We start from the raw sequence: 25635 nt of genomic DNA, 5'->3' as shown, positions 1-25635 counted from the left end.
AAGTTACCGTCGTACGCGCTCCGTGACCACGGCATCGACGCACTTCGTGGACCACCCGCGGTTTTCGGCTCGCCCGACCTCTCCGGTAACGTTCGGCGCGGTGACGTGTCCGAGCGGCCTAAGGAGAACGCCTCGAAAGCGTTTGTGGGCGCAAGTCCACCGAGGGTTCAAATCCCTCCGTCACCGCCACCTGATGTCTCTGGACATCGGAGACTCCCGGATCCGCGACTCGCAGGTCCGGGAGTCGTCATTTCGCGGTCGTCGCGGCCCGGTCGCCCTCATCGGTCGTCATCCCCGCTCGCCGTAGGCTCGGGTGCATGGCCGACCACAATCCCGCGCTGCGCGCCCTGGCCGAGTCGGGCCTCGACCACGAGGTCACCCGCCACGGCCGGGTCGGCTCCCTGGCCGAGGCCGCCGCCGCCCGCGGCGTGGAGCCGTCGGCGATCGTGAAGACGATGGTGGTGCGCCGCGGTGAGGGCGACCACCTGTTCGTGCTCGTGCCGGGCGACCGGGAGATCTCGTGGCCCAAGCTCCGTGCCCTGCTCGGCGTCAACCGGATCTCGATGCCCGACGCGGAGGCCGCGCGAGAGGTCACCGGCTACGAGCGCGGCACGATCACGCCGTTCGGGTCGAGGACGGCGCTGCCGGTGGTCGCCGACGAGCGCGTCACCGGCCGGACCGTCTCCATCGGCGCGGGCGCCCACGGCCTGGCGGCCACCGTCTCCGGCGACGAGGTCGTGGCCCACCTCCAGGCGCAGGTCGCGGACGTCACCGACCCCGCTTGAGCCCCACGTGAGCGGCCGGCAGGCGGTCCAGACGGGTCGCCTCTGGGGTGCCTCACGCGTGCATCCCGCTTGTACCGTGTCCGCGTGACCGCCACGGTGCTCGTCGTCGAGGACGAGCCCGACCTCGCCCAGATCATGGTGCTGGCCCTGCGGCGGGCCGGCTTCGAGGTGCTCGCCGTCGAGTCGGGGGCGGCCGCCGTCGCCTCGGCCCAGGACCAGTCGGTGGGCTTGGTCGTCATCGACCGCGGTCTGCCAGACATGGACGGGCTGGAGGCCGTCGCGTCGCTGCGCGCGGGCGGCTACCGCGGTGCGGTGCTCGTGACGAGCGGCAACGCCGGCGAGGCGCACGTCGCCGAGTGTCTCGAGGCCGGCGCCGACGACGTGCTCGACAAGCCGTTCTCCCTCGCGCAGCTGGTGGCGCGGGTGACGGCGCTCGAGGGACCTCCGACCCGGTGACCACCACCTGACCACCACCTGACCACCGCCTGACCACCGCCTGAGCACTGCTCCGCCCCCACCCGGCCACCGGGCACAATCGTCCGGTGCGTGCCGTGGTGTTCGACGAGGTCCGGTCCCAGCCCGAGGTCCGCGAGGTGCCCGCCCCGTCGGCGCCTGCCGGCGGCGTCGTCGTACGCGTCGCGGCGACGGGCATGTGCCGCAGCGACTGGCACGCCTGGGCCGGCCACGACGACGTCGCGCTGCCCCACGTGCCCGGGCACGAGCTCGCCGGGCACGTCAGCGAGGTCGGTGAGGGGGTGACCCGCTGGCGGGTCGGCGACCGGGTGACCGTGCCCTTCGTGTGCGGCTGCGGACGGTGCGAGTGGTGCCGCGGCGGCGACGCCCAGGTGTGCCCCGACCAGCAGCAGCCCGGGTTCACCCACTGGGGCTCGTTCGCCGAGCTCGTGGCCCTGCACGCGGCCGACGCCAACCTCGTCGCCGTGCCGGGGTCCGTCGACCTCACCACCGCGGCCGGCCTGGGGTGCCGCTTCGCGACGGCCTACCGCGCGCTCGTCGGCCGTGCCCGCGTGGCCGCGGGGGAGTGGGTCTGCGTCGTCGGCGCCGGCGGGGTCGGCCTCAGCGCCGTGATGATCGCCCGCGCCCTCGGCGCCCGGGTCGTCGCGGTGGACCGCACCCCGGAGGCGCTCGCCGCGGCGACGCGGATCGGCGCCGAGCACACCGTGCTCGCCGACGGCCGCGACGTGCCGGAGGCGGTCTCCGACCTGACCGGTGGCGGCAGCCACGTCGCTGTCGACGCGGTGGGCAGCGAGCAGACCTGCGCCGACGCGATCCTCAGCCTGCGACGTCGCGGGCGCCTCGCCCAGGTAGGGCTGCTGCCGCCGGTCGACGGGCACCCGCGCGTGCCGATGTCGCGGGTGATCGCGTGGGAGCTCGACCTGCTGGGCAGCCACGGCATGGCGGCCGTCGACTACCCGGCGATGCTCGCGCTGGTCGAGGCGGGCGAGCTGCGGCCCGACCTCCTGGTCGAGCGGACGATCGGCCTGGCGGAGGCCGCCGCACTCCTGCCCGTCCTCGACCGGGCAACGGTCGCCGGCATGACCATCGTCGACCCGTCGGTCTAGGGAGTCGGCGCGGATCGCGTCACACCCATCCAGCGCCCCACCGGGCCCTATTTGCACTGAGTGCAACAATTATCGGGTGCCGATGACCCTGCCCACCGACCGCCGCAGCGCGCTGCGTGCGGAGCGCCGACGGGCGATCCTCGACGCCGCCCGCGCGCTGGCCACCGAGCACGGCGCCCATGGCTTCACCGTCGAGCAGGTCGCCTCCCACGCCGGCGTCTCGCGGCGCACGGTCTTCAACCACTTCGCGGGTCTCGACCAGCTGCTCGTCGCGGTCTGCGAGCAGGTGCTCGACGAGGCGACCGCGGCGCTGCTCGACGACGTCGACCGCCGCACCGCCGAGCTGCCGCCCGGCGAGGCCGGCGCCCGCACCGCGCTCGACGCGGTCGGCGAGGCCACCCGCCGGGTCGACCTCCCCACGGCCATCGCCACCATCCACGTCGCCCTGGGCTCGCCGCAGCGTGGCGACGAGCGCGCCCAGGGGATCTCGCGCACCGCCTTCGAGCACGTCGGCGGCCGACTGCGCCAGCAGCTCCTGCGACGCGCACCCGACCTCGACCCGGTCGACCTCGACCTCAGCCTGGCGCTGCTCTTCAGCGGCATCACCACCGTCGCCGGGCTCTGGGTCGAGCGGCGTCCCGGCCTGGCCCCGCCCGTCCCGCCCACCGCCCGCACCGAGTGGGACGCGCTCCTCGACCGCGTCCTCCACCGGCTCCGGGTCGGCCACGCCGGCTGACCCACCCGACCCCCGCACCACAACGAAAGGCCCGACCTCCGTCATGGCTGAGCTCCTCTACCGCATCGGTCGCTTCTCGGCGCGCCGCCACTGGACCGTCATCGGTGCGTGGCTGGCGGTCCTCGCCCTCACCGCCGTCACCTACGTGTCGTTCGCCGGCGCGCTGACGTCCTCGATCTCGCTGCCCGACACCCCCACGACGCGGGTCTCCCAGCAGCTCGAGGAGGAGTTCGAGGGCACAGGCGGCGGCAACGGCGCCCTCGTCGCCGAGACCACCGACGGCTCGGCGTTCACCGCCGACCAGCAGCGCGAGCTGGTCGACCTGTTCGACCGGATCGCGGACGTCAAGGGCGTCGCCGAGGTGACCGACCCCTTCCGGACCCAGCAGCAGGTCGACGACTCCGCACGGCAGGTCGAGAAGGGCGAGCAGCAGCTCAAGGACGGGATGGCCGAGCTCACCGAGGCGCAGGCGCAGATCGACGCCGGCCGCCAGGCGCTCGCCGACCAGCGTCGCCAGGCGCGTGAGGCCGGCATGCTCGACGCCGTGCGCCCGCAGCTGCGGGCGGCGCAGCAGCAGCTCGACGAGGGCCAGGCCGAGCTCGACCGGCAGCGCGCCAAGGTCGAGGAGCAGGCACCCACGCTCGAGGACGGCGCGACCCTCTCGCGGCTGTCCTCCGGCTATCGCACGGTGTCCGAGGACGGCTCGGCCGCCGTCGCCAATGTGGTCTTCGACGGCCCGACCAACGAGGTCACGACCGAGACCAAGGCCGAGATCGAGGACCTCGCCGCCGATGCCGGCATCGCCGGGGTGGCGGTGCACCCCTCGCAGGAGATCGCCCAGACCGTGCCGTCGATCCTCGGCCCCGGCGAGATCGCCGGCGTCGTGATCGCCGCGATCGTGCTGGCCGTCATGCTCGGCACGCTGGTCGGCGCCGCCCTGCCGCTCATCACCGCCCTGCTCGGCGTGGGTGTCGCCTCGCTGGCGTCGCTGTCGTTCTCCGGGCTGGTCGAGTTCGTCTCGGTCACGCCGGTGCTCGGCGTCATGCTCGGGCTGGCCGTCGGCATCGACTACTCGCTCTTCATCATCAACCGCCACCGCCGGCAGCTGAAGCAGGGCGCCTGCCTGCACGAGTCGATCGGGCTCGCCAACGGCACCTCCGGCAACGCGGTCGTGTTCGCCGGCGTCACCGTGATCGTCGCGCTCCTCGCGCTCAACGTGACGGGCGTCGACTTCCTGGGCCTGATGGGCACCGTCGGCGCCGTCGCCGTGCTCGTCGCCATCCTGATGGCCGTCACGCTCACCCCCGCGATCCTCTCGCTCGTCGGCATGCGGATCCTCAAGCGGCGCGAGCGCGAGCGGCTGGCCGCGGGCGAGCGTACGCACGACGGCGACATCACCGACCGCGACCGGCCGATGCGCACCTCCCGCGCCTGGGGCGTGCTCGGCCTCGGCATCGTGGCGCTGCTGGTCGTGGCCGCCCCGGCGACGCAGATGCGCCTGGGGCTGCCCGACGGGTCCACCCAGCCCCCCGAGTCCTCGGGCTTCCGGGCCTACGACGTGCAGGCGGAGCGCTTCGGCGAGGGCTACAACGGCCCGCTGCTCGTCGTGGCCGACCTGCCCGGCGCGATCAGCGAGGACGAGGTGCTGCCCGAGCAGGCGGCGGTCGCCGAGCGGATCGGCGAGATGTGGGCCGTCGACGCCGTCGTGCCGATCGGCGCGTCGCAGGACCGCACCTCGCTCGCCTTCCAGGTGATCCCCCGCGAGGCGCCCTCCAGCGAGTCGACCGAGGCCCTCGTGCAGGACCTGCGCGAGCTCACCCCGCAGACCGTCGACGGCGACGAGGTGACGCTCGGCGTGGCGGGCAACGCCAGCGCCAACATCGACATCTCCGAGCAGCTCTCCGACGTGCTGCCGACCTACCTGGCCCTGGTCGTCGGGCTGTCGCTGCTGATCCTCGTGCTGGTGTTCCGCTCGATCCTGGTGCCGCTGACCGCGACCCTCGGCTTCGTGCTGTCGCTGCTCGCCGCCTTCGGCGGGATCACGGCGATCTTCCAGATCGGCTTCCTGGCCGACCTGTTCGGCGTGCACGCGCCCGGACCGGTGCTGAGCTTCCTGCCGATCATCGCCACCGGCATCCTGTTCGGGCTGGCCATGGACTACCAGCTGTTCCTGGTCTCGGGGATGCGCGAGGCGTACGCCCACGGGGCGCCCGCCCGGGTCGCGGTGCAGCACGGCCTGCACGCTGGCCGCGCGGTGGTCACGGCCGCGGCGATCATCATGATCTCGGTCTTCGCCGGCTTCATCTTCAGCCACGACGCCACCATCAAGCCGATCGGCTTCGGGCTCGCCTTCGGCGTGCTGCTCGACGCGTTCGTCGTCCGGATGCTGCTGATCCCCGCCGCGATGCACCTGCTCGGGGAGAAGGCCTGGTGGCTGCCCGGCTGGCTCGACCGGATCCTGCCCGACGTCGACGTCGAGGGCGCCCAGCTCGAGCGCAGCCACCCGGTGCACACCGGCGAGGACGTGCCCGCGAGCTGACCGGATGGTCGTGGGGGTCCCGGTGCGGACCGGGGCTCCCACGGCAGCTCACGCGTGGACCACAATGGTCACGTGACCGAACCCCGCGCCGTCCACACCTGGCTCACCGACATGGACGGCGTCCTGGTGCGCGAGGAGGACCCGATCCCCGGCGCGAAGGAGTTCATCGCCGCGCTGCGCGCGCAGGACGTCCCGTTCCTGGTGCTGACCAACAACTCGATGTTCACCCCGCGCGACCTGCGCGTGCGGCTGCTGCGCAGCAGCGGCATCGACGTGCCCGAGAGCGCCATCTGGACCTCGGCGCTCGCCACGGCCCAGTTCCTCGATGACCAGCGCCCGGGCGGGTCGGCGTACGTCGTGGGCGAGACGGGGCTGACCGCGGCCATCCACGACATCGGCTACGTGATGACCGACCAGGGCCCCGACTACGTCGTGCTCGGCGAGACCCGCACCTACTCGTTCGAGGCGATCACCCGCGCGATCCGGCTGATCAACGGCGGTGCGCGCTTCATCGCCACCAACCCCGATCCCAGCGGACCCAGCGTGCACGGGATGCTGCCGGCGACGGGGTCGGTGGCGGCGCTGATCAGCACCGCGACCGGACGCCAGCCCTACTTCATCGGCAAGCCCAACCCGCTGATGATGCGCAGCGCCCTCAACCGCATCGACGCGCACTCCGAGACCACGGTGATGATCGGCGACCGGATGGACACCGACATCATCAGCGGCCTCGAGGCCGGCATGCGCACGATCCTGGTCGCCACGGGCGCCACCCAGCGCCACCAGGTGGAGGACTTCCCCTACCGCCCGACGCTGGTCGTCGACTCGATCGCCGACGTGGTGCCCTACGTCGCGCAGAGGCGGCTGCCCGAGGACGCCTGACGGCGTCCGCGCGCGCAGCTCCCCGCGGTCAGCTCAGCGGCCGCGGGTGCAGCAGGTAGCCGCGCCGCCAGGCCCGGTGCAGGACGACCGCCGCGACCACCGCCCCGGCGCAGCCGAGCGTCAGGTCGCCCAGCGTGTCGGCGTAGGCGAACTGGCGCTCGGTCGAGCGGCTGATGAAGGCGAAGAACTCCGCGACCTCCCACGCGATCGCCGCGGTGGCCCCGAAGGCGAGCGCGCGCTCGAGCACCCGCCCGAACCCGACGTCGCGGGACAGGGTGAGCAGGATGAACGCCGCCGCGAGGAGGCCGGTGTTCATGAAGTGCATCCAGTCGTCGAACCACACGACGGTGTCGTAGAGGTCCATCCGGTTGCCGAGGATGTCGGTGAAGCAGGTGATGGTGATGAGCAGGTCGGAGACCCAGGGGAACGAGATCCGGTCGCGCCACAGCGCCCACCAGAGCACCGGCAGCGTGAAGGAGATCAGCGGGTAGCCGACGGCCCGCATCCCCGCCGCCTTGTCGCGGAGGTTGGCCTGGTCGGGATAGAGCACCGCGAAGGCCAGCAGCAGGACCAGTGCGCCCTTGGCGATGACGTTGGCCGTCTTCGCCAGGGCCGGGGTCACCGGATGCTCGATCGCTGCCTCAGTCACACGTTCCCCTGCCGCCATGGCGCCACGACGGTCGGGCGTCCGCGGCATAGTGTGGCAGCACCGCGCGGGGGCCTCACCACGTGGCTGCGTGGCACTCCCGCGCCGGGTGGTCCTCGACCTGGAGCGTGGCGTGGTCGATGCCGTGCCCGTCACGCAGGGCCGCGCGGGCCGCGGTGAGCACCACCTGGGCGTCGGCCCCCACCCGCAGCACGAGGTGGGCGGTCGCCACGTCCATCCCGGAGGTCAGCGTCCACACGTGCAGGTCGTGCACCTCGGCCACCCCCGGCACCTGGTCGAGGTCGCGCACGACCGCGTCGAGGTCGACGTCGTGCGGCGCGTGCTGCCCGAGCACGGCCAGCACCTCTCGTCCGAGCAGGAGCGCGCGCACCGCCACGAAGGCGCCGATGGCGACGGCCACCAGGGTGTCCCACTGGCCGACGCCCGTGAGGGCGACCAGGGCGCCCGCGACGAGGACGCCGACGCTGCCGGCGGCGTCGGCCATCACCTCGAGGTAGGCGCCCCTGACGTTGATCGACTCGTGCGCGCCGCCGTGCAGCAGCACCAGGCAGACGAGGTTGACCGCCAGCCCGACGGCGCCGACCACCAGCAGCGGGCCCGAGGCGACGTCCACGGTCTCGCCCCAACGGCGTACGGCCTCCACCACGACGTAGACCGAGACGCCCAGCATGATCAGCACGGTGAGGCCGGAGGCGAACACCTCGGCGCGGTAGGAGCCGTAGGTCCGACGGCCGGTGTCGTCGGGACGGGTGGCGATCCGCGTCGCGACCAGCGCGGCGCCGAGGGCCACCACGTCGGCGGCCATGTGCCCGGCGTCGGAGATCAGCGCCAGCGAGCCGCTGACCAGGCCGACCACCAGCTCGACGACGAAGAACGCCGCCACCAGCCCGAACGCGACCGCCAGCCGCCAGCGGTGCCGGGCACCGGCGTGTCCGTGTCCCGCGCCCATCCGGTCCTCCGTCGCCCGCGATCCGTATCATCGGCTCTGAGCGATGCTAGCGGTCGCGCGCGTCGGCGTCGACGGGTCGGCTGGCGCGGTCACCGGTCGTCCTGCGACAGGCGGCGCCGGTTGGGTCGGCGGCGGCGCGTACCGGAGGATGGGGCCTCCCGCCCGCCCGCACCCCAGGAGTCCGGTCCGCCATGAGCACCTACGCCCCTCCCGGCGAGCCGCAGGAGCGTCCGCTGGCCACCGGCCTGCTCGTCGGCGGTCTCGTCGGCCTGCTCGCCGCGACCGTGCTGCTCGTCGAGCGGATCCGGCTCGCGCAGGACAGCGACTACGTGCCGACGTGCAGCATCAACCCGGTCCTGAGCTGCGGCAACGTCATGGAGTCGGCGCAGGCGGCCCTGCTGGGGTTCCCCAACCCGGTGATCGGCGTGGCGGCGTTCCCGGTGGTCGTCGCCACCGGCGCCGCGATGCTCGCCGGGGCGCGGCTGGCGCGGTGGTACTGGCTCGGCCTGCAGGCCGGGGTCACCGCGGCGATGGCGTTCGTCGCCTGGCTGGTCTTCCAGAGCCTCTACCGGATCGGGGCGCTGTGCCCCTACTGCATGGTCGTGTGGGCGGTGGTGATCCCGCTGTTCTGGTACGTCACCGCGCGCAACGCCACCGCGGGCGTGCTGGGGCCTCCCGACGGGCGCCTCGCGAGCCTCCTGCGCGACTGGCGCGGGCCGCTCGTCTTCGGCACCTTCCTGCTCGTCGCGCTGCTCGTCCTCGAGCGCTTCTGGTCCTACTGGTCCTCGCTGCTCTGAGGCCGTCGGCTCAGGGATGCCGCTCCTCGTAGTGGTGCCCGGAGCTGACCCCGGTGAGGGCGAGCAGGCGCTCCGCGCTCTCCAGGACGCCCTCCAGCTGCGCCTGATGGGTGAGCGACCACAGCGAGGCGCGCCCCTCCGGGCGTGAGGTCACCAGGCCGCAGTCGCGCAGGCAGGCGAGGTGCTGGGAGACGGTGCTCTGCGCCAGGCCCAGGTGTGCCGTCAGGTCGACGACCCGGTGCTCGCCCAGCGCGAGGTGCCGCACGATGAGCAGCCGCGACGGGTCGGACAGGGCGTGGAAGAGCCCCGCCTCCGCCGTCAGCCCGGACGCCCCCGCTCTCATCGCCACCCGACGATGCTAGGCCATCCGGAGGTCGTTCCGCGGGGCCGCTCGCCTAACCTGCCCCGGTGGAGAGGCGACTGCTGGCGGACACGCGCCCACTCGCCAACCCCCACTTCAAGCGGCTGTGGCGCGCCAACATCATCACGGTCATCGGGGCCCAGCTGACCGTCGTGGCGGTCCCCGCGCAGATCTACGCGATGACCGGATCGTCGGCCTACGTCGGGCTGACGGGCGTCTTCGGCCTGGTGCCGCTGGTGGTCTTCGGCCTGTGGGGCGGCGCGCTCGCCGACGTCTTCGACCGGCGCACGTTGCTCCTGATCACCACCACCGGGCTGATCGCGACCAGCGCCTGCTTCTGGCTGCAGGCGGCGCTCGGCGCCGAGGACGTGTGGCTCCTGCTGACGCTGTTCGCCGTGCAGCAGGCGTTCTTCGCGGTCAACCAGCCCACCCGATCCGCGCTGCTGCCGCGGATCATCGAGCCGGAGCTGCTGCCCGCGGCCAACTCGCTCAACATGACCGTCATGCAGGCCGGCGGCATCGCCGGGCCGCTCGTCGGCGGCGCACTGATCCCGCTGATCGGCTTCTCGTGGCTCTACCTGCTCGACACGATCACGCTCTTCGCGACCCTCGGTGCCGTCGTACGCCTGCCGCCGCTGCCCGTCCTGGGCGTCACCGTCACGCCGGGCATCCGCGCGGTGGTCGACGGCTTCCGCTACCTGCGGACCCAGCCGGTGCTGATGATGTCGTTCGTCGTCGACATCATCGCGATGGTCTTCGGCATGCCACGCGCGTTGTTCCCGGAGATGGCCGACGTCGACTTCGGCGGGCCCAGCGAGGGCGGGCTGGCGTTCGCGCTGCTCTTCGCGGCGATCCCGGCCGGCGCGGTGGTCGGCGGCGTCCTGTCCGGCTGGGTCTCGCGCGTCGAGCGGCAGGGCTATGCGGTGATGGTGTGCATCCTCGTGTGGGGGTTGGCGATGGTCGGCTTCGGCGTCGCCGCCCTGCTCGCGCCGGCCGCACCGGCGCTCTTCCTCGGGGTCGCGGTGCTGATGCTCGCGGTCGGCGGCGCCGCCGACATGGCCTCGGCGGCCTTCCGTACGTCGATGCTGCAGGCCGCGGCCGACGACTCGGTCCGCGGCCGGCTCCAGGGCATCTTCATCGTCGTCGTCGCCGGCGGCCCCCGGGTCGCCGACGTCGCCCACGGTGCCACCGCCGCGGTCACCGGCGCCGCCGTCGCCGCGGCCGGCGGCGGGGTGCTGGTCGTCGTCGGCACCGTGCTCGCCGCCCTCGCCGTCCCGGCGTTCGTGCGCTACCGGGTGACGCGGGCGGCCTGAGCCCCCGCCCTCCTCGCTGTTTCACCAAGGCATGTCGGCGAACCAGCACTTCCCGGGGTGAGTGGACGCCGGGAAGTGCGGGTTGACCGACATACCTTGGTGAACCGACCGCGCGTCGGCGACCGGGTGAACCGACCGCGGGTCGGCGACCGGTGAACCGACCCCGTCGGCGGGTGCTGCGGGTCAGACCACGCGGGTCTTGGGCGTCCCCTCGGCGGTCTTGCCCGGGTCGCGTACGACGACCGAGCCGAGGGCGTCGTCGATGCGGGACATCACGTCCGCGTCGAGCTTCACGCCGGCGGCCTTGACGTTGTCGGCGACCTGCTCGGGGCGGGAGGCGCCGACGAGGGCAGCGGCGACGTTGTCGTTCTGGAGCACCCAGGCGATCGCGAGCTGGGCCATCGTGAGGCCGCAGTCCTTCGCGATCGGCTCGAGGTCCTGCACCGCGGTGAGCACCTCGTCGCGCATGAAGCGCGAGATCATGTCGGCGCCGCCCTTGGTGTCGGTGGCGCGCGAGCCCTCGGGCGGGGCCTGGCCGGGCTTGTACTTGCCGGTCAGCACGCCCTGCGCGATCGGGCTCCACACGATCTGGGAGACGCCGAGCTCCCGCGACGTCGGCACGACCTCGTCCTCGATGACCCGCCAGAGCATGGAGTACTGCGGCTGGCTGGAGATCAGCTGGAAGCCGAGCTCCCTCGACAGCTCCACGCCGGCGCGGATCTGGTCGGCGGTCCACTCGCTGACGCCGATGTAGAGCGCCTTGCCCTGCCGGACGATGTCGGCGAAGGCCTGCATCGTCTCCTCGAGCGGCGTCTCCACGTCGTAGCGGTGGGCCTGGTAGAGGTCGACGTAGTCGGTCTGCAGCCGCTGGAGGGAGCCGTCGATCGACTCCATGATGTGCTTGCGCGAGAGGCCGGTGTCGTTCTTGCCCTTGGGCCCGGTGGGCCAGTAGACCTTGGTGAAGATCTCGAGTGACTCGCGCCGCTCGCCCTTCAGCGCCTCGCCGAGCACCGTCTCCGCCGCGGTGTTGGCGTAGACGTCGGCGGTGTCGAAGGTCGAGATGCCCTCGTCGAGCGCGGCGCGCACGCACTGCGTGGCGACGTCGTTCTCGACCTGGGACCCGTGGGTGAGCCAGTTGCCGTAGGTGATCTCAGAGATCTTGAGTCCGCTGTTGCCGAGGTATCGAAACTCCATCCCCCCAACCTAGCGACGGGTGGGGCGCACCCGTGCGCCGTCCCGCCCCGACGGGCGGTCAGTCGAGGACCACGAGGACGTCGCCGTCCTGCACCACGTCGCCCTGGGTGACCCTGATCGCGGTGACGGTGCCGCCACGCTCGGCGAGCATCGGGATCTCCATCTTCATCGACTCCAGGAGCACGACGGTGTCGCCGGCCTCGACGCGGTCACCCTCGGCGACCTCGATCGCGAGGACGTTGGCGACCAGCTCGGAGACGATCTCGAGGGAGGTGGGGCGGGCCATGGCCCCGACGCTAGTGGTTACCGGGCCGTAGCCGCTGATCGTCAGGCGTGCTCAGAGCTCGGCGAAGCGGCTCGGCTCGGGGCGGTGCGGACCGGCCTCCTCGGCGCGCCGGCCGCGGCGGCCCTTGGGCCCGGTGAGCGCGACGTCGGCGCGGATCACCAGCCAGCCGATGGCGAGGCCGAGCACGAGCGAGTACGCCGCGCGCAGCCCGGCCTGGAGGTAGGAGGTCTCGGGGGAGATCAGGCCCGTCGCGAGCGGCACGGTGGCGGCGACGCCGAACGCGCAGACCCACCAGCCCTGCCGCCGGCGGGCGCGGACGTGGGTGCCCCACACCAGCGCCGGGATGCCGAGCAGGACGACGAGCGGGCGCGGGAAGGCGCCGATGCGGGCCGCTGTCCAGTCGGCGAAGTCGAGGACCGACGACACGAAGGTCTGGGCGCCGTAGCGGCGCAGCAGCTCGGCGTAGGCCAGGGTCGCGATGAGGACGCCGAGGCCGATCGCGACGACGATCGCGCCGCGGCGGCCGAGGCCGTGGAGGCCGGCTCCGAGGCGGTGGACGATCGCGAGCACGAGGCCGAGGGCGAGGAGCAGCGAGATGATCTCGAAGCGCTCGGTCGCCACGGTCGGCTCGAAGCCGACGGCGGCGAAGGCGGTCACCGCGGCGACCACGGTGGCGATCAGCGCCTCGCGTATCGCCTTGAGCCCGGTCACCGCGGGCACCGTCACCATCACGGCGTAGACGCTGCCCACCACGCACGTCATCACCGCGGCCCCGGTCGGCAGCACCCGGCCTCCCACGAGGAGGCTGGTCGCGCCGAGCACCAGCGCCAGGCCCGCCGAGACCAGTGCCCGGCCGGCGGTCCGGGTCGCCAGCAGCCACGACAGGGCCGTGACGACGGCGACCGCGCCCGCTCCGTCGAGCCACCCGGGTGCGGCCGGGAGCCCGTCGACGCCCTGGGCGCCACCGAGGGCCGCCCACCCCAGCGCGGCCGACCCGAGGGCCAGCAGACCGAGCCAGAACGCGAGGAGCGAGCGCCGCGGCCCGGCGGGGAAGGAGGTGGTCGCGTCCTCGTCGACCGTGGGCGCAGCGGAGCGGGTGGCGACCCGGGACCGGGCGGCCGACGGAGCGGGAGCCTGCGCAGGCGTGGGGGCCGGAGCCGGAGCCGGGACGGGCGTCGGGGCGGGCGCCGGCTCCGCGGTGGGCGCGGACTCGGGGCGGGGGGTCGGCCCGGTCACCTCGGGCTGCGGTGACCCCCGCCTGCGCCGCAGCCGCGAGGGCGGGCGCTCGGCAGCCCGCTTGCCGCGGGAGGACCCGCGGGGGCTGTCGGAGGTGGGGGAAGGCACGACGGAGGAGGTTACAGCCGGCGGTTGGCGAGGGAGGGATTGGTGCGACGGGCCCCGTCGAGGTCGGCGCGGTCGAGGACCGCCTCGATCACCTGCTCCGTCCCGTCGGCCTCGGCGAGGGTGTCGCCGAGCGGGCCGAACACGGCCGAGTGCCCGACGTAGCGAGGCTCCGGCTGGCCGGCGCCGACCACGAAGCAGGTGTTCTCGATCGCCCGGGCGGCCAGCAGCGTGCGCCAGTGGGCGACCTTGCGGTCGCCGGGAAGCCAGGCGGCCGGGACCACGAGCACCACGGCGCCGGCGTCGACGAGGCGGCGGGCGAGCTCGGGGAACCGCAGGTCGTAGCAGGTCATCAGGCCCACCTGCCAGCCCGCGACCTCCACGACGACGGGCTCGAGCGCGCCGCCGGTCAGCCGGTCGGACTCGCGGTAGCCGAAGGAGTCGTAGAGGTGGATCTTGCGGTAGGTCGCGGGGCGGGGTCCGCGGACGAGGAGGGTGTTGAAGGGCCGGGCCGGGTCGTCGGCCGTCTCGAACATGCCGGCAACGACGGTGCACGAGCAGGCGTCGGCGACGCGGGCCACCTCGCGCGCGAACGGGCCGTCGAGCGGCTCGGCGAAGGGGCTCACGTCGGAGCCCGCCTGGCCGAAGTCGCGCGCGAACGCCTCCGGGAGCACCACGAGGTCGGCGCCGGGCGTCACCTCGGCGAGGCGCGCGCGGTTGTCGTCGGGGTCGAGCCCGCTCGCCCACTGGTGGACGCGCACCCGCAGCCGCTCGGTCATCCGGCGTGTCCGTGCCGACGCGCGGTCGACCGCCGCCCAGCAGGAGAACGCCGTGGAGCAGGAGAACGCCGTGAGGTGGAGTCCATGATCCCAAGGGTAGGCCGCGCGCCCGCTGCGGCTGGGAGGATGGCGGCATGGATCCGGACCGCGCTGCCGACGGCTTCGACGGGGTGGTCCTCGCGGGCGGCACGGGCGAGCGGATGGGCGGGGTCGACAAGGCCGCCGTCGAGCTGGCCGGGCGGACGTTGCTCGAGCACGCGCTCGACGCGTTCGGCGACGCCGACCGGGTGGTCGTCGTGGCACCGGCGAGCGTGCCCACCGCGCGGCCGGTGACGTTCGTGGTCGAGGACCCGCCGCGCGGCGGCCCGGTCGCCGGGCTGCTCGCCGGCGTCGACGCGCTGGCGGGTGCGCCGGCCCCGCTGGGCCTGGTGGGCGTGCTGGCGGTGGACATGCCGCGGGTCACCGCGGCCACGATGCGGCGCCTGCGCGACGCGGCGGCCGGGCGCGACGGCGCGTTCCTCGTCGGCGGCGACGGACGACGGCAGCTCGCGGGGGTGCTCGACGCCGCCCGGCTGGGCGCCGTACGCCCCGAGCCGGGCGGCCGGCACGGGATGCCGCTGCACCGCCTGCTCGCGCCGCTCGACCTCGCCGAGGTGGCCGCGATCGGCGACGAGGCCGTCGACGTGGACTCCTGGGCCGACCTGCGCGACCTTCGTCGCTGAGCCGCAGGCTCCCTTGCCGCACCCCCGTGGGGTGCGAGAGATTGGGCTCGTGAACCTCCACGACTGGATCGATGAGCTGAGCGACGTGCTCGACGTCGAGACCGAGGTCGACGAGGGGCTGGTCCTCGACCTGGCCCGCACCGCCTCGCAGAACGTGCAGCGCACGGCCGCACCCATCACCGCCTACCTGCTGGGGATCGCGGCCGGGGCACGGGACGCCGACCCGGAGGAGATCGAGCGGCTCGCCGCTCGCGCCCAGCAGCTCGCGGAGAGCTGGGACCGGCCGGCCGACGCGCCCGACCCCGACGACATCGACGACGACGTCCCCGACGACTCGACCGTCGATCACTCCACCGATCTCTACGAGGACTGATCCCTTGCGTGCTGTCATCGCCACCGGGGCCGGTGGCCCCGACGTCCTGTCCGTCGGCGAGGTCGAGGACCCGCGCCCGGGCCCCGGCGAGGTGCTGGTCGACGTGGTCGCCACGGCCGTCAACCGCGCCGACACCCTCCAGCGCCAGGGCCACTACCCGCCGCCGCCCGGCGCGTCCGAGGTGATCGGCCTCGAGTGCAGCGGCCGGATCGCCGAGCTCGGCGCGGGCGTCGAGGGCTGGAAGGTCGGCGACGAGGTCTGCGCGCTGCTCGCCGGCGGGGGGTACGCCGCCCGCGTCGCCGTGCCGGTCGGGCAGGTCATGCCGGTCCCGTCCGGCGTCTCGCTCGTCGAGGCGGCCTCGCTGCCCGAGGTCGCGGCGACGGTGTGGTCCAACGTCTTCATGACCGCCCACCTCGACAAGGGCGAGCGCCTGCTCGTCCACGGCGGGGGCGGCGGCATCGGCACGATGGCCATCCAGCTCGCCGCCGCTCGTGGCGCGGAGGTGTTCACCACCGCCGGCTCCCCCGAGACGCTCGAGCTGTGCCGCTCGCTCGGCGCCACCCGCGCGATCAGCTATCGCGACGAGGACTTCGTCGAGGTGCTCCGCGAGGCCGGCGGGGCCGACGTGATCCTCGACAACATGGGCGCGAAGTATCTCGGCCGCAACGTCTCCGCGCTCGCCACCGGCGGCCGGCTGGTGATCATCGGCATGCAGGGCGGCACGCGGGCCGAGCTCGACATCAACGCCCTGCTGCGCAAGCGGGCGTCGGTGACGGCGACGTCGCTGCGCTCCCGGCCGCTCGCCGAGAAGGCGCAGATCTGCTGCGGGGTGGTGGAGGACGTCTGGCCGCTCGTGGCGGCGGGCCGGGTGCGCCCGATCATCGAGACCACGATGCCGCTCGAGGACGTCGCCCGCGCCCACCGGCTGATGGACGACGGCGGGCGCGCGGGCAAGATCGTCCTGACGCTCTGACCCCTCGACCCCCGGTCTCCCTCACGCTCGGACGGACCGCCCGACCGGACCGGGCATAGGCTGGGGGTCATGACGGAGCAGCAGCAGCCCGCACACCCGGCCGGCGACGGCGCGCGCGAGGAGCTCGTCGTGGTGGTCGGCCCCGACGGCCAGCCCATCGGCACCATCCCGGCGAGCGCGCTCCCGGCGATGACGCAGGGCCAGGAGGGCGAGGGTGAGGGCGACGGTGAGGGCGAGGAGCACGGCGAGCGCCAGCTCACCGAGCTGGTCGAGCAGCCGGCGAAGGTGCTGCGCATCGGCAGCATGATCCGCCAGCTCCTCGACGAGGTGAAGGCGGCGCCGCTCGACGAGGCCAGCCGCAACCGTCTCAAGGACATCCACGCCGCGTCGATCAAGGAGCTCGAGTCCGGCCTGGCGCCCGAGCTGGTCGAGGAGCTCGAGCGGATCTCGCTCCCCTTCACCGAGGACGGCACGCCGTCCGAGGGCGAGCTGAGGATCGCCCAGGCCCAGCTCGTGGGCTGGCTCGAGGGCCTGTTCCACGGCATCCAGACCGCGATCTACGCCCAGCAGATGGCCTCGCGCGCCCAGCTCGAGCAGATGCGGCGCGCGCTGCCCGCCGCGGCCGGCGGCCCCCGCCAGCAGCCGACCGGCATGCCCACCATGCCGACCGCCGACGCCGACGACCCGGCCGGCAGCCGCGGGGGCATGTACCTCTGACCGGGGTGTCCCCCGTGTCCTGACGACGGGCACACCTCCGGATCCGGGCATCCGTGCCCGAGGAACGAGCCTCCCGGCCGGCCAGTTCGCCGTGAGTAGGGTGGCCGGGTGAGCGGCGGGGGCGTGTTCATCTCCGCGTCGTTCCTCCGCTGGCCGTCGGCCTGGCCGCCACGCCGTTCAGGGCCGTGCGAGCCCCCACCTGAGTGGCCTCGTCATCGCGTCGCGGACGACCCCGTCAGCGGGCGAGGCGTCGTACGACGACCAGGCCGAGGAGGCCCACGATCGCGGCCGCGGCGCCGGGAGCCGCCGTCCGGGCGAAGCCGGCGGGCGGGGAGTCCTCGACCAGGGTGCGCACCGCCGTCGGCGGCGGCGGCGGCTCGACCGAGGTGCCCTCGCCGAGGAGGGCCTCGACCTTCGCCACCTTGGTCGGGTTGGCCACGGTGGTGCCGCCGCAGCGGTCGGCCTCGAACGGCGCCTCGGTGCCGGTGACGAGGAAGAGGTAGGAGGTGCCGACCGCGAGCTCGCCGAGACCGCACGCGTCCTTGCCACCGGCGGAGAACACCTGGGTGGAGCGCTCGGGCAGGCCCTCGTAGGCCCGCGAGGCGGTGACGTCGTAGGTGTGGTCGTCACCGGCGACCTCGACGTTGTCGACGGTGCCGATGAAGACCGCGTCGGCACGCTCGACCTGCTGCTGGAGCTGGCCGCGCTTGCACGTGCAGTCGGCCGCTGCCGGGGCCTGGACCGTCACCACGAGGCCCAGGCACGCGAACAGCAGCGCGACGACGACTCGGACGGCTCGGATCATGGCGCGAAGCCTAGCGAGACAGCCCGAAGAGGGAGGCCAGCACCACGGCCACGCCGTCCTCGTCGTGGTGCGGCGCCAGGTGGTCGGCCAGGCCGCGCACCGTCGGGTGGGCGTTGGCCATCGCGTAGGAGGTGCCCGCCCACTCCAGCATCGGCAGGTCGTTGGGCATGTCGCCGAAGGCGACCACGTCGCGGGGACCGAGGCCCATCTCCCCGGCGACCGTGGCGAGGGTGGACGCCTTGGTGACGCCGGCGGCGCTGATCTCGACCAGCGCGAACGTCGACGACCAGGTCGTGGTCACCAGGTCGCCCACCGCGTCGTCGACGCGCCGCCAGAAGTCCTCGGGGTCGAGCTCACGGTGCCTGGCCAGCACCTTCACCACGTCGTCGGTGTAGATCGACTCCCACGCCCCGCGCTGCGACTCGCGGTCGTCGGGGTGGCGGGGGAAGGCGTCCTCGCTCGCCCACCCCGCGGTGTGCTCGACCGCGAAGGTCGTGCCCGGCACCGCCTCCCGCACCCGCTCGGCCACCTCGGCGCCGACGGCGCGCGGCACCGCGCTGAAGTCACGCACCCGCCGGTCGGCGACGTCGTACACGATCCCTCCGTTGCTGCAGATCGCGAGGCCGTGGCCGCCCACCTCGTCCCACAGCTCCTCCATCCAGCGGACGGGACGCCCGGTGGTGAAGACGACCGGCACCCCGGCGGCGTCGAGCTGCTCGAGCACCGACCGGGTCCGTGCCGAGACCTTGCCGTCGGAGTGGAGGAGCGTGCCGTCGAGGTCGGTCGCGACGAGCCGCGGGCGGCTCCCGGTCCCGGCGCCCACGCCTCAGGAGCCCTGCGGGAACCAGCGCGAGATCTCGACCGCCGCGCCCTCGTCGTGCACCGCGGCGGTCACGTCGTCGGCGGCCTCGCGGACCTCCTCGACGGCCTGGCCCATGGCGACCCCGCGGCGGGCCCACCGGAGCATCTCGATGTCGTTGCGACCGTCGCCGATGGCGAGCACGTCGGCCGCGCTCAGCCCGATCCGCTCGCAGACGTGCTCCAGGCCCGAGGCCTTGGAGACCCCGACCGGGGCGAGGTCGAGCCACGCGGTCCAGCCCACGACGTAGTCGGTGCCGTGCAGGCCGAGCCGGGCGGCGAGCTCGATGAAGTCGTCGGCGGTGGCCTCGGGGTCGCGGATGATCACCCGGCTGACCGGCTCGCCGACGATGTCGTCGACGTGGGTGATCAGCTGCTCGCCCGACAGCTCTCCCTCGGGGAAGACGCGGTTGACGCGGTAGCCGCCGACCTCGCGCTCCTCGACCGCGACCAGCGCCCGCGGGTGGTGCTCGAGCACCGCGGCCACGGCCGGCGCGGCGTCGAAGGTCTCCTCGTGGACGACCTCCATCGGCGGGTAGCGGAAGACCACGGCGCCGTTGGACGCGACCACCCACAGCCGGTCGGCGTCCTCGCGGGGGATGTGGAGCAGGTCGGCGATCCGGGTCATGCCGTGCGGCGAACGCCCGCTGGCCAGCACGATGTGCGCGCCGGCGTCCAGCGCGCGGTGCACGGCGTCGTGGACCGGCTCGGTGATGGCCTCGTAGTCCTCGGCCTGCCCGTCGACCCACTTGAGCAGGGTGCCGTCGATGTCGAGCGCGACCACCCGCGGCTGCCAGGCCTCACCGGGGTCGCCGGGCACCCGTCCGGCGTACGTCTCAGCGGCCAACGGGCTTCATCACTTCCAGGCCGCCGAGGTAGGGACGCAGCGCCTGCGGCACCGTGACCGACCCGTCCTCGTTCTGGTGGGTCTCGAGGATCGCGACGATGGCGCGGGTGACGGCCGTGAGGGTGCCGTTGAGGGTCGCCACCGGCGTGGTGTGCCCGTCGACCCGGGTGCGGATGTCGAGGCGGCGCGACTGGAACTCGGTGCAGTTGGACGTCGAGGTCAGCTCGCCCCAGCCCTGGCGCGTCGGGATCCACGCCTCGCAGTCGAACTTCCGCGACGCGCTCAGCCCGAGGTCGCCGGCGGCGGTGTCGATCACGCGGTAGCAGAGCTCGAGCTTGTCGAGGAACTCCTTCTCCCACGCCAGCAGCCGCTGGTGCTCGCGGTAGGACTCCTCGACGGTCGTGTAGACGAACATCTCGACCTTGTCGAACCAGTGCACCCGCCAGATCCCGCGGGTGTCCTTGCCGTGCGAGCCGGCCTCCTTGCGGAAGCACGGGCTGAACGCGGCGTAGCGCAGCGGGAGCGCGGCGGCGTCGAGGATCTCGTCGGAGTGGAAGGCCGCCATCGGCACCTCGGAGGTGCCGACGAGGTAGAGCTCCTCGCCCTCGATCCGGTAGACGTCGTCGGCCGCCTGGCCGAGGAAGCCGGTGCCCTCCATCGCCCGGGGGCGCACCAGCGACGGCGCCGCGGTCTGCACGAAGCCGGCGGCGCGGGCCTGGTCCATCGCCATGGTGACCAGCGCCATCTGGAGCTGGGCGCCGATGCCGGTGAGGAAGTAGAAGCGCGAGCCGCTCACCTTGGCGCCGCGCTCGAGGTCGAAGGCGCCGAGCAGCTGGCCGAGCTCGACGTGGTCGCGCGGCTCGAAGTCGAACTCGCGGGGTGTGCCGACCTGCTCGAGGACGGTGTAGTCGTCCTCGCCGCCGGCCGGGGCGTCGTCGTCGGCGACGTTGGGGATGGCGCGGATCGCCTCGTCCCAGGCGGCCTCGGCCACGGCGCGCGCGGCCTCGGCCTCCTTGACGCCGGCCGCGAGCTGCTTGACCTGCGCGAGCAGGGCCTGCTTCTCCTCGCCCTGGGCCTTGGCGACGAGGGCTCCGCTCGACTTCTGCTCGGCACGCCGGGCCTCGAAGTCCGCGATCGCCTGCCGGCGCGCGGAGTCGGCCTCGAGCGCCCGGTCGACCACGTCGGTGGACAGTCCGCGCTTGGCCTGGGAGGCACGCACGCGGTCGGGGTCGTCACGGAGCAGGCGGGGATCGATCACTCCTGAAGGCTATCCGGCGGCGGTGCGGTCCGTACCACCCGGCGGCGCGGCTGGATGAGCGAGACCCCCGCCGCTGCGCATCGGGCGAATGCCCTGGGGAGACCCTTCGGCATACTGAGCCGGTGCTCGATCACCGCCGTTCCGTCCTGCTCGCCTGGGCCGCGCTCGCCTCACTGGCGTTCGCCGGGCTGGCGTTCGCGGTGACGCGCGACCGCCTGCCGCTCGACGGGCTCGACAGGCTCGGCCGGTCCGCCGAGGACTGGGCGGACGACCACGCACTGCTCGTCGACGTGCTGCGCGTCGTGGAGGTGGCGTTCGGCACGATCGGGATGACGGTCCTCACGGCACTGCTGGCGCTGGTCCTCCTCCTGCGGCGCCACCGCTGGGCGGCGCTGCTGGTCGTCGTGGTGATGGCGGTGACGTCGGCGGCGACCACGGGTCTCAAGCTCTGGCTGGGTCGCGACCGGCCCGACTGGCAGGACACCTTCGGCTCCCACCTCAACTTCTCCTTCCCCTCCGGACACGCCTCGTCGACGGCTGCGTTCGCCGCGCTGCTGGTGATCCTGCTCGCGCTGTTCGTCCGGCGTACGAGCGCGCGCCGCCTCGGGATCGCGATCGTCGTGGCGTGGTGGCTGCTGGTGTGCCTGGACCGGGTGCTCCTGGGCCGGCACTTCCCGACCGACGTCATCGGCGGCTCGCTGCTGGGCGTCGCGGTGGCGCTGGTCGCCCTCGCGTTCATCGACCCGCGGCCGCGCTCGATCGCGGCGCGGACCGAGCCGCTGACCGAGGTCTACGCCTCGCAGCGCCGGCTCGCCGTCATCCTCAACCCGATCAAGGTCGAGGACGTCGGCCAGTTCCGCTCGCTCGTCGCCTCGATGGCCGAGGAGGCCGGCTGGTCCGAGCCGACCTGGCAGTACACGACCGTCGAGGACCCCGGCCGCGGCATGGCCGAGCGGGCGGCCGTCGCGGGCACCGACCTGGTGCTGGTGTGCGGCGGCGACGGCACCGTGCGCGAGGTCTGCGCCGAGCTGGCCGGCACGGGCATCCCCGTCGGCATCGTCCCTGCGGGCACGGGCAACCTGCTGGCCCGCAACCTCGGGCTCCCGCTCTACATCCGCGCCGCCATCGACGTCGCGCTCAACGGCCAGGACCGGGCGATCGACATGGTCGAGGTCGGCGGCGACGGCATCGAGGACACCCACTTCATGGTCATGGCGGGCATGGGCTTCGACGCCGCCCTCATGGAGGGCGTCAACGAGGACATCAAGAAGCGGATCGGCTGGGCCGCCTACTTCGTGTCGGGCCTGCGATCGCTGATGTTCCCGGCGGCCAGGTTCGAGATCCAGATCGACGACGAGGAGCCCACGGTCCACCGCGCCCGGACGGTCGTGGTCGGCAACGTCGGCTTCCTGCAGGCCGGCATGCCGCTCCTGCCCGACGCCACCATCGACGACGGCATCCTCGACGTGGTGATCATCCACCCGCGGCAGTTCCTGTCCTGGATCACGGTGGCGATGCGCGTGCTGCGCAAGAGCACGATCATCGACGAGACGATCGACCGCCGCACCGGTGCACGCGTCCGGATCAAGGCGTTCGCCGACACCCCCCGCCAGCTCGACGGCGACTCCGTCGGCGAGGGCCGCGAGCTCTGGATGGAGTGCATCCACGGCCGGCTGCTGGTGCGCGTGCCGCGCTGATCAGTGGCCTTCGGCGAAGCGGTGGCCGATGCCGGGCTCGGTGACGAAGAGGACCGGGTGGGCGGGGTCGGTCTCGAGCTTCTTGCGGATGCTGGCCAGGTGCACCCGGAGGTAGTTGGTCTGGGTGTCGTACGCCGGACCCCACACGGCCCTCAGCAGCTCGGCCTGGCGGACCAGGCGGCCGCGGCGGCGGGCGAGCACGTCGACGATGCGCCACTCGGTCGGGGTCAGGTGGATCTCCTCGCCGCCACGGGTCGCGCGCGAGTCGGTGAGGTCGAGGCGCAGGCCGTCGACCTCGACGACGAGGTCCGGCTCCTCCCGACCGGAGCGCCGAGAGGCCACCCGCACCCGGGCGAGCAGCTCGTCGATGGAGAACGGCTTGGTGACGAAGTCGTCGGCGCCGAGGTCGAGGGCCTCCACCTTGTCGTCGGACTCGGCCCGCGCCGAGACCACGATGACCGGCACCTGGGTGAAGGAGCGGAGCTGGCGCAGCACCGCGACCCCGTCGAGGTCGGGCAGACCGAGGTCGAGCAGCACGACGTCGGGCATCCGCTCGTCGACGACCTGCAGCGCGGACCGGCCGTCGCCCGCCGTCTCGACCTCGTAGTCGCGGGCGCGCAGGTTGATCGACAGCGTCCGCCGCATCGCGGGGTCGTCGTCGACGACCAGCACGAACGTCATCGGGCTCCCTCCAGCTCCAGGATGAACGTGAGTCCCCCTCCCGGCGTCTCCTCGGTGGCGATCGTGCCACCCATCGCCTCGGTGAGGCCGCGTGCCACGGCGAGGCCCAGCCCCACGCCGTCCTGCCGCGGCACGTCACCGAGCCGCTGGAACGGCGCGAAGAGTCGCTCGTGGTCGCGGTCGCGCACCCCCGGGCCGGTGTCGGCGATCCGCAGCACCACGCGCTCGCCCGCGGCCGCCGCGTCGATACGTACGCTCGCCGACGCGGGCGTGTAGGTGAGCGCGTTCTCGCAGATGTTGGCCAGCACCCGGTCGAGCAGCCCGGCGTCGGCGAGCACCACCACGTCGGGGTCGACAGCCACCTCGATGCGCGCGCCGCCGGGCAGCGGCGCGATGCTCCCGCGCACGGCCGCCGCCAGGTCGACCTCGGTGAGCACGGCGCTGACCGACCCGGTGTTGATCCGGCTCATGTCGAGCAGGTTGGCCACCAGGGCGGCGAGGCGGTCGGTCGCCTCCTCCACCGTCTCGAGGAGCTCGTCGCGGTCCTGCTCGGAGAACGTCACGTCGGTGGAGCGCAGGCTGGCGACCGCGACCTTGGCAGCGGCGAGCGGGTTGCGCAGGTCGTGCGACACGGCCGCGAGCAGGGCCGTCCGGGTCCGGTCGGCCTCCTCGAGGCGCAGCCGCTCGACCTCGGCTGCCGTGGCGTCCCGGCGCTCGGCCATCACCTTGGCGTAGGCGGCGTACGCGTTGAGCAGGCCGCGCTGCGACGCCGGGAGGGTCGTGCCGGAGAGGACCAGGGTCGTCCGGTCGTCGATCGCGGCGGCCATGTCGGCCCGTTCGACGCAGCCGGGGGGCTCACCCCAGGAGGCCACGACCGTCTCGACGCCCGCGGGGTCACGGCGCAGGACGGCGGCCCCCGTGGCGTTGAAGAGCCGGCACGCCGACGACAGGAGCCCCTCGGTGTCGGCCGTCGAGGTCAGCAGGTTGTGCGCCAGGACGGACAGGGCGTCCGCCTCGGCGCGGGCGGCCCTGGCCTCCGCTGTGCGACGCGCGGCCCGGTCGACGACCGATGACACCGCGATGCCCACGGCGACGAAGATCGCGATGGTGACGACGTTCTCCGTCTCGGCGACGCTGAGGGTGTAGAGCGGCGGGGTGAACAGGTAGTTGAGCAGCAGCGCGCCGACGAGGGCGGACACCACGGCCGGGGCCAGACCACCGACCAGCGCGGTGGCGACCACGACCAGCATCAGCGACATCGCCTCGATCGGCAGGGCGTGCAGGTCCCTCGTCAGGTGGAGCGCGAGGCTGAGGCAGAGAGGTGCCGCCACCCCGAGCACGAGGCCGGCCGCGCGGCGGCGCGGCCCGATGGTGTCGACGGCAGGCGCGGGCGACGTCCGGGCCCGGGCATGGTCGTGGGAGACGATGTGCACGTCGATGTCGCCCGACCCCGCGACGACCCGCTCGCCCACACCGGGCCTCAGCAGCGTCGAGATCCGGCCCCGTCGGCTCGCTCCGATCACGACCTGGGTCGCGTTCTCCGCCCGGGCGAACGCGAGGATCGCCTCGGCCGGGTCGTCGCCGACGACGGTGTGGAAGGAGCCGCCCAGCTCCTCGGCGGCCGTGGCGAGCCCGGCGAGTCGGTCGGGCGAGGTGCCCGTGAGGCCGTCCTGCCGGGTGACGTAGAGCGCCTGCCACTCGCCCGCGGAGCGCCGGCTGGCGATGCGGGCCGTGCGCCGCATGAGGGTGGTGGACTCCGGCCCGCCGCTGACCGGGACGACGATGCGCTCGCGCGTGGCCCAGGTGGAGTCGATCTCGTGCTCGTCGCGGTAGCGGGAGAGGCCTTCGTCGACCCGGTCGGCGAGCCACAGCAGCGCGAGCTCGCGCAGCGCGGTCAGGTTGCCCTCGCGGAAGTAGCGCGACAACGCGGCGTCGATCCTGTCCGCGGCGTAGATGTTGCCGTGGGCCATCCGGCGGCGCAGCGCCTGCGGGCTCATGTCGACGAGCTCGATCTGGTCGGCCGAGCGGACCACGTGGTCGGGCACCGTCTCGCGCTGCCGGATCCCGGTGACCTGCTCCGTCACGTCGTTGAGCGAGGCGAGGTGCTGGATGTTGACGGTCGTGACCACCTCGATGCCGGCGTCGAGCAGCGCCTCCACGTCCTGCCAGCGCTTCTCGTGCGTGCTGCCGGGGGCGTTGGTGTGGGCGAGCTCGTCGACCAGCACCACCTCCGGCCGCCGCGCGAGGATCGCCTCGAGGTCCATCTCCTCCTGGCGGGTGCCGCGGTGCTCGAGCGCGGCGCGTGGCACGACCTCGAGCCCCGCGACGGCACGCTCGGTGCCCGGGCGGCCGTGCGTCTCGACGTAGCCGACGACCAGGTCGGTGCCCCGCTCGACGCGACGACGACCCTCGTCGAGCATCGCGTAGGTCTTGCCCACTCCGGGGGCGGCGCCGAGGTAGACGCGCAGCCTACCGCGAGCGGTGGACGAGGGCAT

At 73.6% G+C, this 25635-nt stretch carries 26 protein-coding genes and 1 tRNA gene; 14 read left to right on the top strand and 13 right to left on the bottom strand.

The genetic code is table 11. The annotated features are described in order from the left end of the window. Positions 1-99: 99 nt before the first annotated feature. The 7 genes from JX575_RS00745 to JX575_RS00715 all read left to right on the top strand — a co-directional run bounded on the left by JX575_RS00745 (position 100) and on the right by JX575_RS00715 (position 6522). A tRNA-Ser gene (locus JX575_RS00745) sits at positions 100-189 on the top strand. A 128-nt stretch (positions 190-317) separates the two neighbouring features. Then, positions 318-785, top strand: coding sequence for a YbaK/EbsC family protein (locus JX575_RS00740; protein WP_186339810.1), 468 nt, complete (start codon positions 318-320; stop codon positions 783-785). A gap of 84 nt (positions 786-869) precedes the next feature. Further along, the gene (locus tag JX575_RS00735; RefSeq protein WP_186339809.1) at positions 870-1241 is read left to right on the top strand and encodes a response regulator transcription factor; all 372 of its coding nucleotides are present in this window, start codon (positions 870-872) and stop codon (positions 1239-1241) included. 86 nt (positions 1242-1327) lie between these two features. Next, the gene (locus JX575_RS00730) at positions 1328-2365 is read left to right on the top strand and encodes an alcohol dehydrogenase catalytic domain-containing protein (protein ID WP_186339808.1); all 1038 of its coding nucleotides are present in this window, start codon (positions 1328-1330) and stop codon (positions 2363-2365) included. Positions 2366-2447: 82 nt separating this feature from the next. Then, positions 2448-3101 (top strand): TetR/AcrR family transcriptional regulator, encoded by a 654-nt coding sequence (locus JX575_RS00725; protein WP_186339807.1) that lies wholly within the window; start codon positions 2448-2450, stop codon positions 3099-3101. Between the two features lie 43 nt (positions 3102-3144). Further along, positions 3145-5640, top strand: coding sequence for an MMPL family transporter (locus JX575_RS00720; protein WP_186339806.1), 2496 nt, complete (start codon positions 3145-3147; stop codon positions 5638-5640). A gap of 111 nt (positions 5641-5751) precedes the next feature. After that, positions 5752-6522: an HAD-IIA family hydrolase gene (locus JX575_RS00715; protein WP_186340375.1), complete on the top strand. Its 771-nt coding sequence runs from the start codon at positions 5752-5754 to the stop codon at positions 6520-6522. A 28-nt stretch (positions 6523-6550) separates the two neighbouring features. Here JX575_RS00715 and JX575_RS00710 read toward each other — a convergent pair whose 3' ends face one another. Then, a complete protein-coding gene (locus JX575_RS00710) occupies positions 6551-7171 on the bottom strand; it encodes a hypothetical protein (RefSeq protein ID WP_186339805.1) in 621 nt (206 codons plus the stop codon). Between the two features lie 73 nt (positions 7172-7244). Continuing rightward, positions 7245-8138 (bottom strand): cation diffusion facilitator family transporter, encoded by an 894-nt coding sequence (locus JX575_RS00705; RefSeq protein ID WP_186339804.1) that lies wholly within the window; start codon positions 8136-8138, stop codon positions 7245-7247. A 191-nt stretch (positions 8139-8329) separates the two neighbouring features. On the opposite strand from JX575_RS00705, the gene JX575_RS00700 reads away from it, so the two are divergent. Beyond that, positions 8330-8935: a vitamin K epoxide reductase family protein gene (locus tag JX575_RS00700; protein ID WP_186339803.1), complete on the top strand. Its 606-nt coding sequence runs from the start codon at positions 8330-8332 to the stop codon at positions 8933-8935. Positions 8936-8945: 10 nt separating this feature from the next. Here JX575_RS00700 and JX575_RS00695 read toward each other — a convergent pair whose 3' ends face one another. Further along, positions 8946-9278, bottom strand: coding sequence for a metalloregulator ArsR/SmtB family transcription factor (locus tag JX575_RS00695; protein WP_186340374.1), 333 nt, complete (start codon positions 9276-9278; stop codon positions 8946-8948). Between the two features lie 65 nt (positions 9279-9343). On the opposite strand from JX575_RS00695, the gene JX575_RS00690 reads away from it, so the two are divergent. After that, positions 9344-10609: an MFS transporter gene (locus JX575_RS00690; protein ID WP_186339802.1), complete on the top strand. Its 1266-nt coding sequence runs from the start codon at positions 9344-9346 to the stop codon at positions 10607-10609. Positions 10610-10792: 183 nt separating this feature from the next. On the opposite strand, the gene JX575_RS00685 is transcribed toward JX575_RS00690, so the two are convergent. The 4 genes from JX575_RS00685 to JX575_RS00670 are packed head-to-tail and all read right to left on the bottom strand — an operon-like array spanning position 10793 to position 14209. Further along, entirely contained in the window at positions 10793-11803 is a 1011-nt protein-coding gene (locus JX575_RS00685; RefSeq protein WP_186339801.1) for an aldo/keto reductase family protein, read from the bottom strand. Between the two features lie 58 nt (positions 11804-11861). Beyond that, complete coding sequence (locus tag JX575_RS00680; protein ID WP_186339800.1) at positions 11862-12089, bottom strand: biotin/lipoyl-binding carrier protein; 228 nt, start codon at positions 12087-12089, stop codon at positions 11862-11864. Positions 12090-12140: 51 nt separating this feature from the next. Next, positions 12141-13433, bottom strand: coding sequence for a hypothetical protein (locus JX575_RS00675; RefSeq protein ID WP_186339799.1), 1293 nt, complete (start codon positions 13431-13433; stop codon positions 12141-12143). A gap of 11 nt (positions 13434-13444) precedes the next feature. After that, positions 13445-14209, bottom strand: coding sequence for a carbon-nitrogen hydrolase family protein (locus tag JX575_RS00670; RefSeq protein WP_186339798.1), 765 nt, complete (start codon positions 14207-14209; stop codon positions 13445-13447). A gap of 134 nt (positions 14210-14343) precedes the next feature. On the opposite strand from JX575_RS00670, the gene JX575_RS00665 reads away from it, so the two are divergent. The 4 genes from JX575_RS00665 (at position 14344) to JX575_RS00650 (ending at position 16994) form a co-directional block, all read left to right on the top strand. Continuing rightward, entirely contained in the window at positions 14344-14931 is a 588-nt protein-coding gene (locus tag JX575_RS00665; RefSeq protein WP_186339797.1) for an NTP transferase domain-containing protein, read from the top strand. 49 nt (positions 14932-14980) lie between these two features. Then, positions 14981-15304: a DUF6457 domain-containing protein gene (locus tag JX575_RS00660; RefSeq protein ID WP_186339796.1), complete on the top strand. Its 324-nt coding sequence runs from the start codon at positions 14981-14983 to the stop codon at positions 15302-15304. Between the two features lie 4 nt (positions 15305-15308). Further along, positions 15309-16277, top strand: a complete 969-nt coding sequence (locus tag JX575_RS00655; RefSeq protein ID WP_186339795.1) for an NAD(P)H-quinone oxidoreductase — start codon at positions 15309-15311, stop codon at positions 16275-16277. A 69-nt stretch (positions 16278-16346) separates the two neighbouring features. Next, on the top strand, positions 16347-16994 hold the full coding sequence (locus JX575_RS00650; protein WP_241005276.1) for a bacterial proteasome activator family protein: 648 nt from the start codon (positions 16347-16349) through the stop codon (positions 16992-16994). Between the two features lie 235 nt (positions 16995-17229). Here the strand turns inward: JX575_RS00650 and JX575_RS00645 are convergent, their stop codons facing one another. The 4 genes from JX575_RS00645 to serS are packed head-to-tail and all read right to left on the bottom strand — an operon-like array spanning position 17230 to position 20762. Then, a complete protein-coding gene (locus tag JX575_RS00645; RefSeq protein ID WP_186339794.1) occupies positions 17230-17799 on the bottom strand; it encodes a hypothetical protein in 570 nt (189 codons plus the stop codon). A 10-nt stretch (positions 17800-17809) separates the two neighbouring features. Next, the gene (locus JX575_RS00640; RefSeq protein ID WP_186339793.1) at positions 17810-18622 is read right to left on the bottom strand and encodes a Cof-type HAD-IIB family hydrolase; all 813 of its coding nucleotides are present in this window, start codon (positions 18620-18622) and stop codon (positions 17810-17812) included. A 3-nt stretch (positions 18623-18625) separates the two neighbouring features. Then, positions 18626-19504, bottom strand: coding sequence for an HAD family hydrolase (locus JX575_RS00635; RefSeq protein ID WP_222129346.1), 879 nt, complete (start codon positions 19502-19504; stop codon positions 18626-18628). Next, positions 19494-20762 (bottom strand): serine--tRNA ligase, encoded by a 1269-nt coding sequence (serS, locus tag JX575_RS00630; RefSeq protein WP_186339792.1) that lies wholly within the window; start codon positions 20760-20762, stop codon positions 19494-19496. Before serS ends, JX575_RS00635 begins: the two co-directional genes overlap by 11 nt. Positions 20763-20884: 122 nt before the next feature. Between serS and JX575_RS00625 the strand changes: the two genes are divergently transcribed. Next, positions 20885-22459, top strand: coding sequence for a YegS/Rv2252/BmrU family lipid kinase (locus JX575_RS00625; protein WP_186339791.1), 1575 nt, complete (start codon positions 20885-20887; stop codon positions 22457-22459). Here JX575_RS00625 and JX575_RS00620 read toward each other — a convergent pair whose 3' ends face one another. Beyond that, positions 22460-23140 (bottom strand): response regulator transcription factor, encoded by a 681-nt coding sequence (locus JX575_RS00620; RefSeq protein ID WP_186339790.1) that lies wholly within the window; start codon positions 23138-23140, stop codon positions 22460-22462. After that, on the bottom strand, positions 23137-25635 hold the full coding sequence (locus JX575_RS00615; RefSeq protein ID WP_186339789.1) for a DUF4118 domain-containing protein: 2499 nt from the start codon (positions 25633-25635) through the stop codon (positions 23137-23139). Before JX575_RS00615 ends, JX575_RS00620 begins: the two co-directional genes overlap by 4 nt.

It is taken from the genome of Nocardioides sp. zg-1228 (genome assembly GCF_017086465.1).
In the GTDB taxonomy this organism is placed as follows: domain Bacteria; phylum Actinomycetota; class Actinomycetes; order Propionibacteriales; family Nocardioidaceae; genus Nocardioides.
This window is presented reverse-complemented; position numbering and strand designations above follow the sequence as displayed.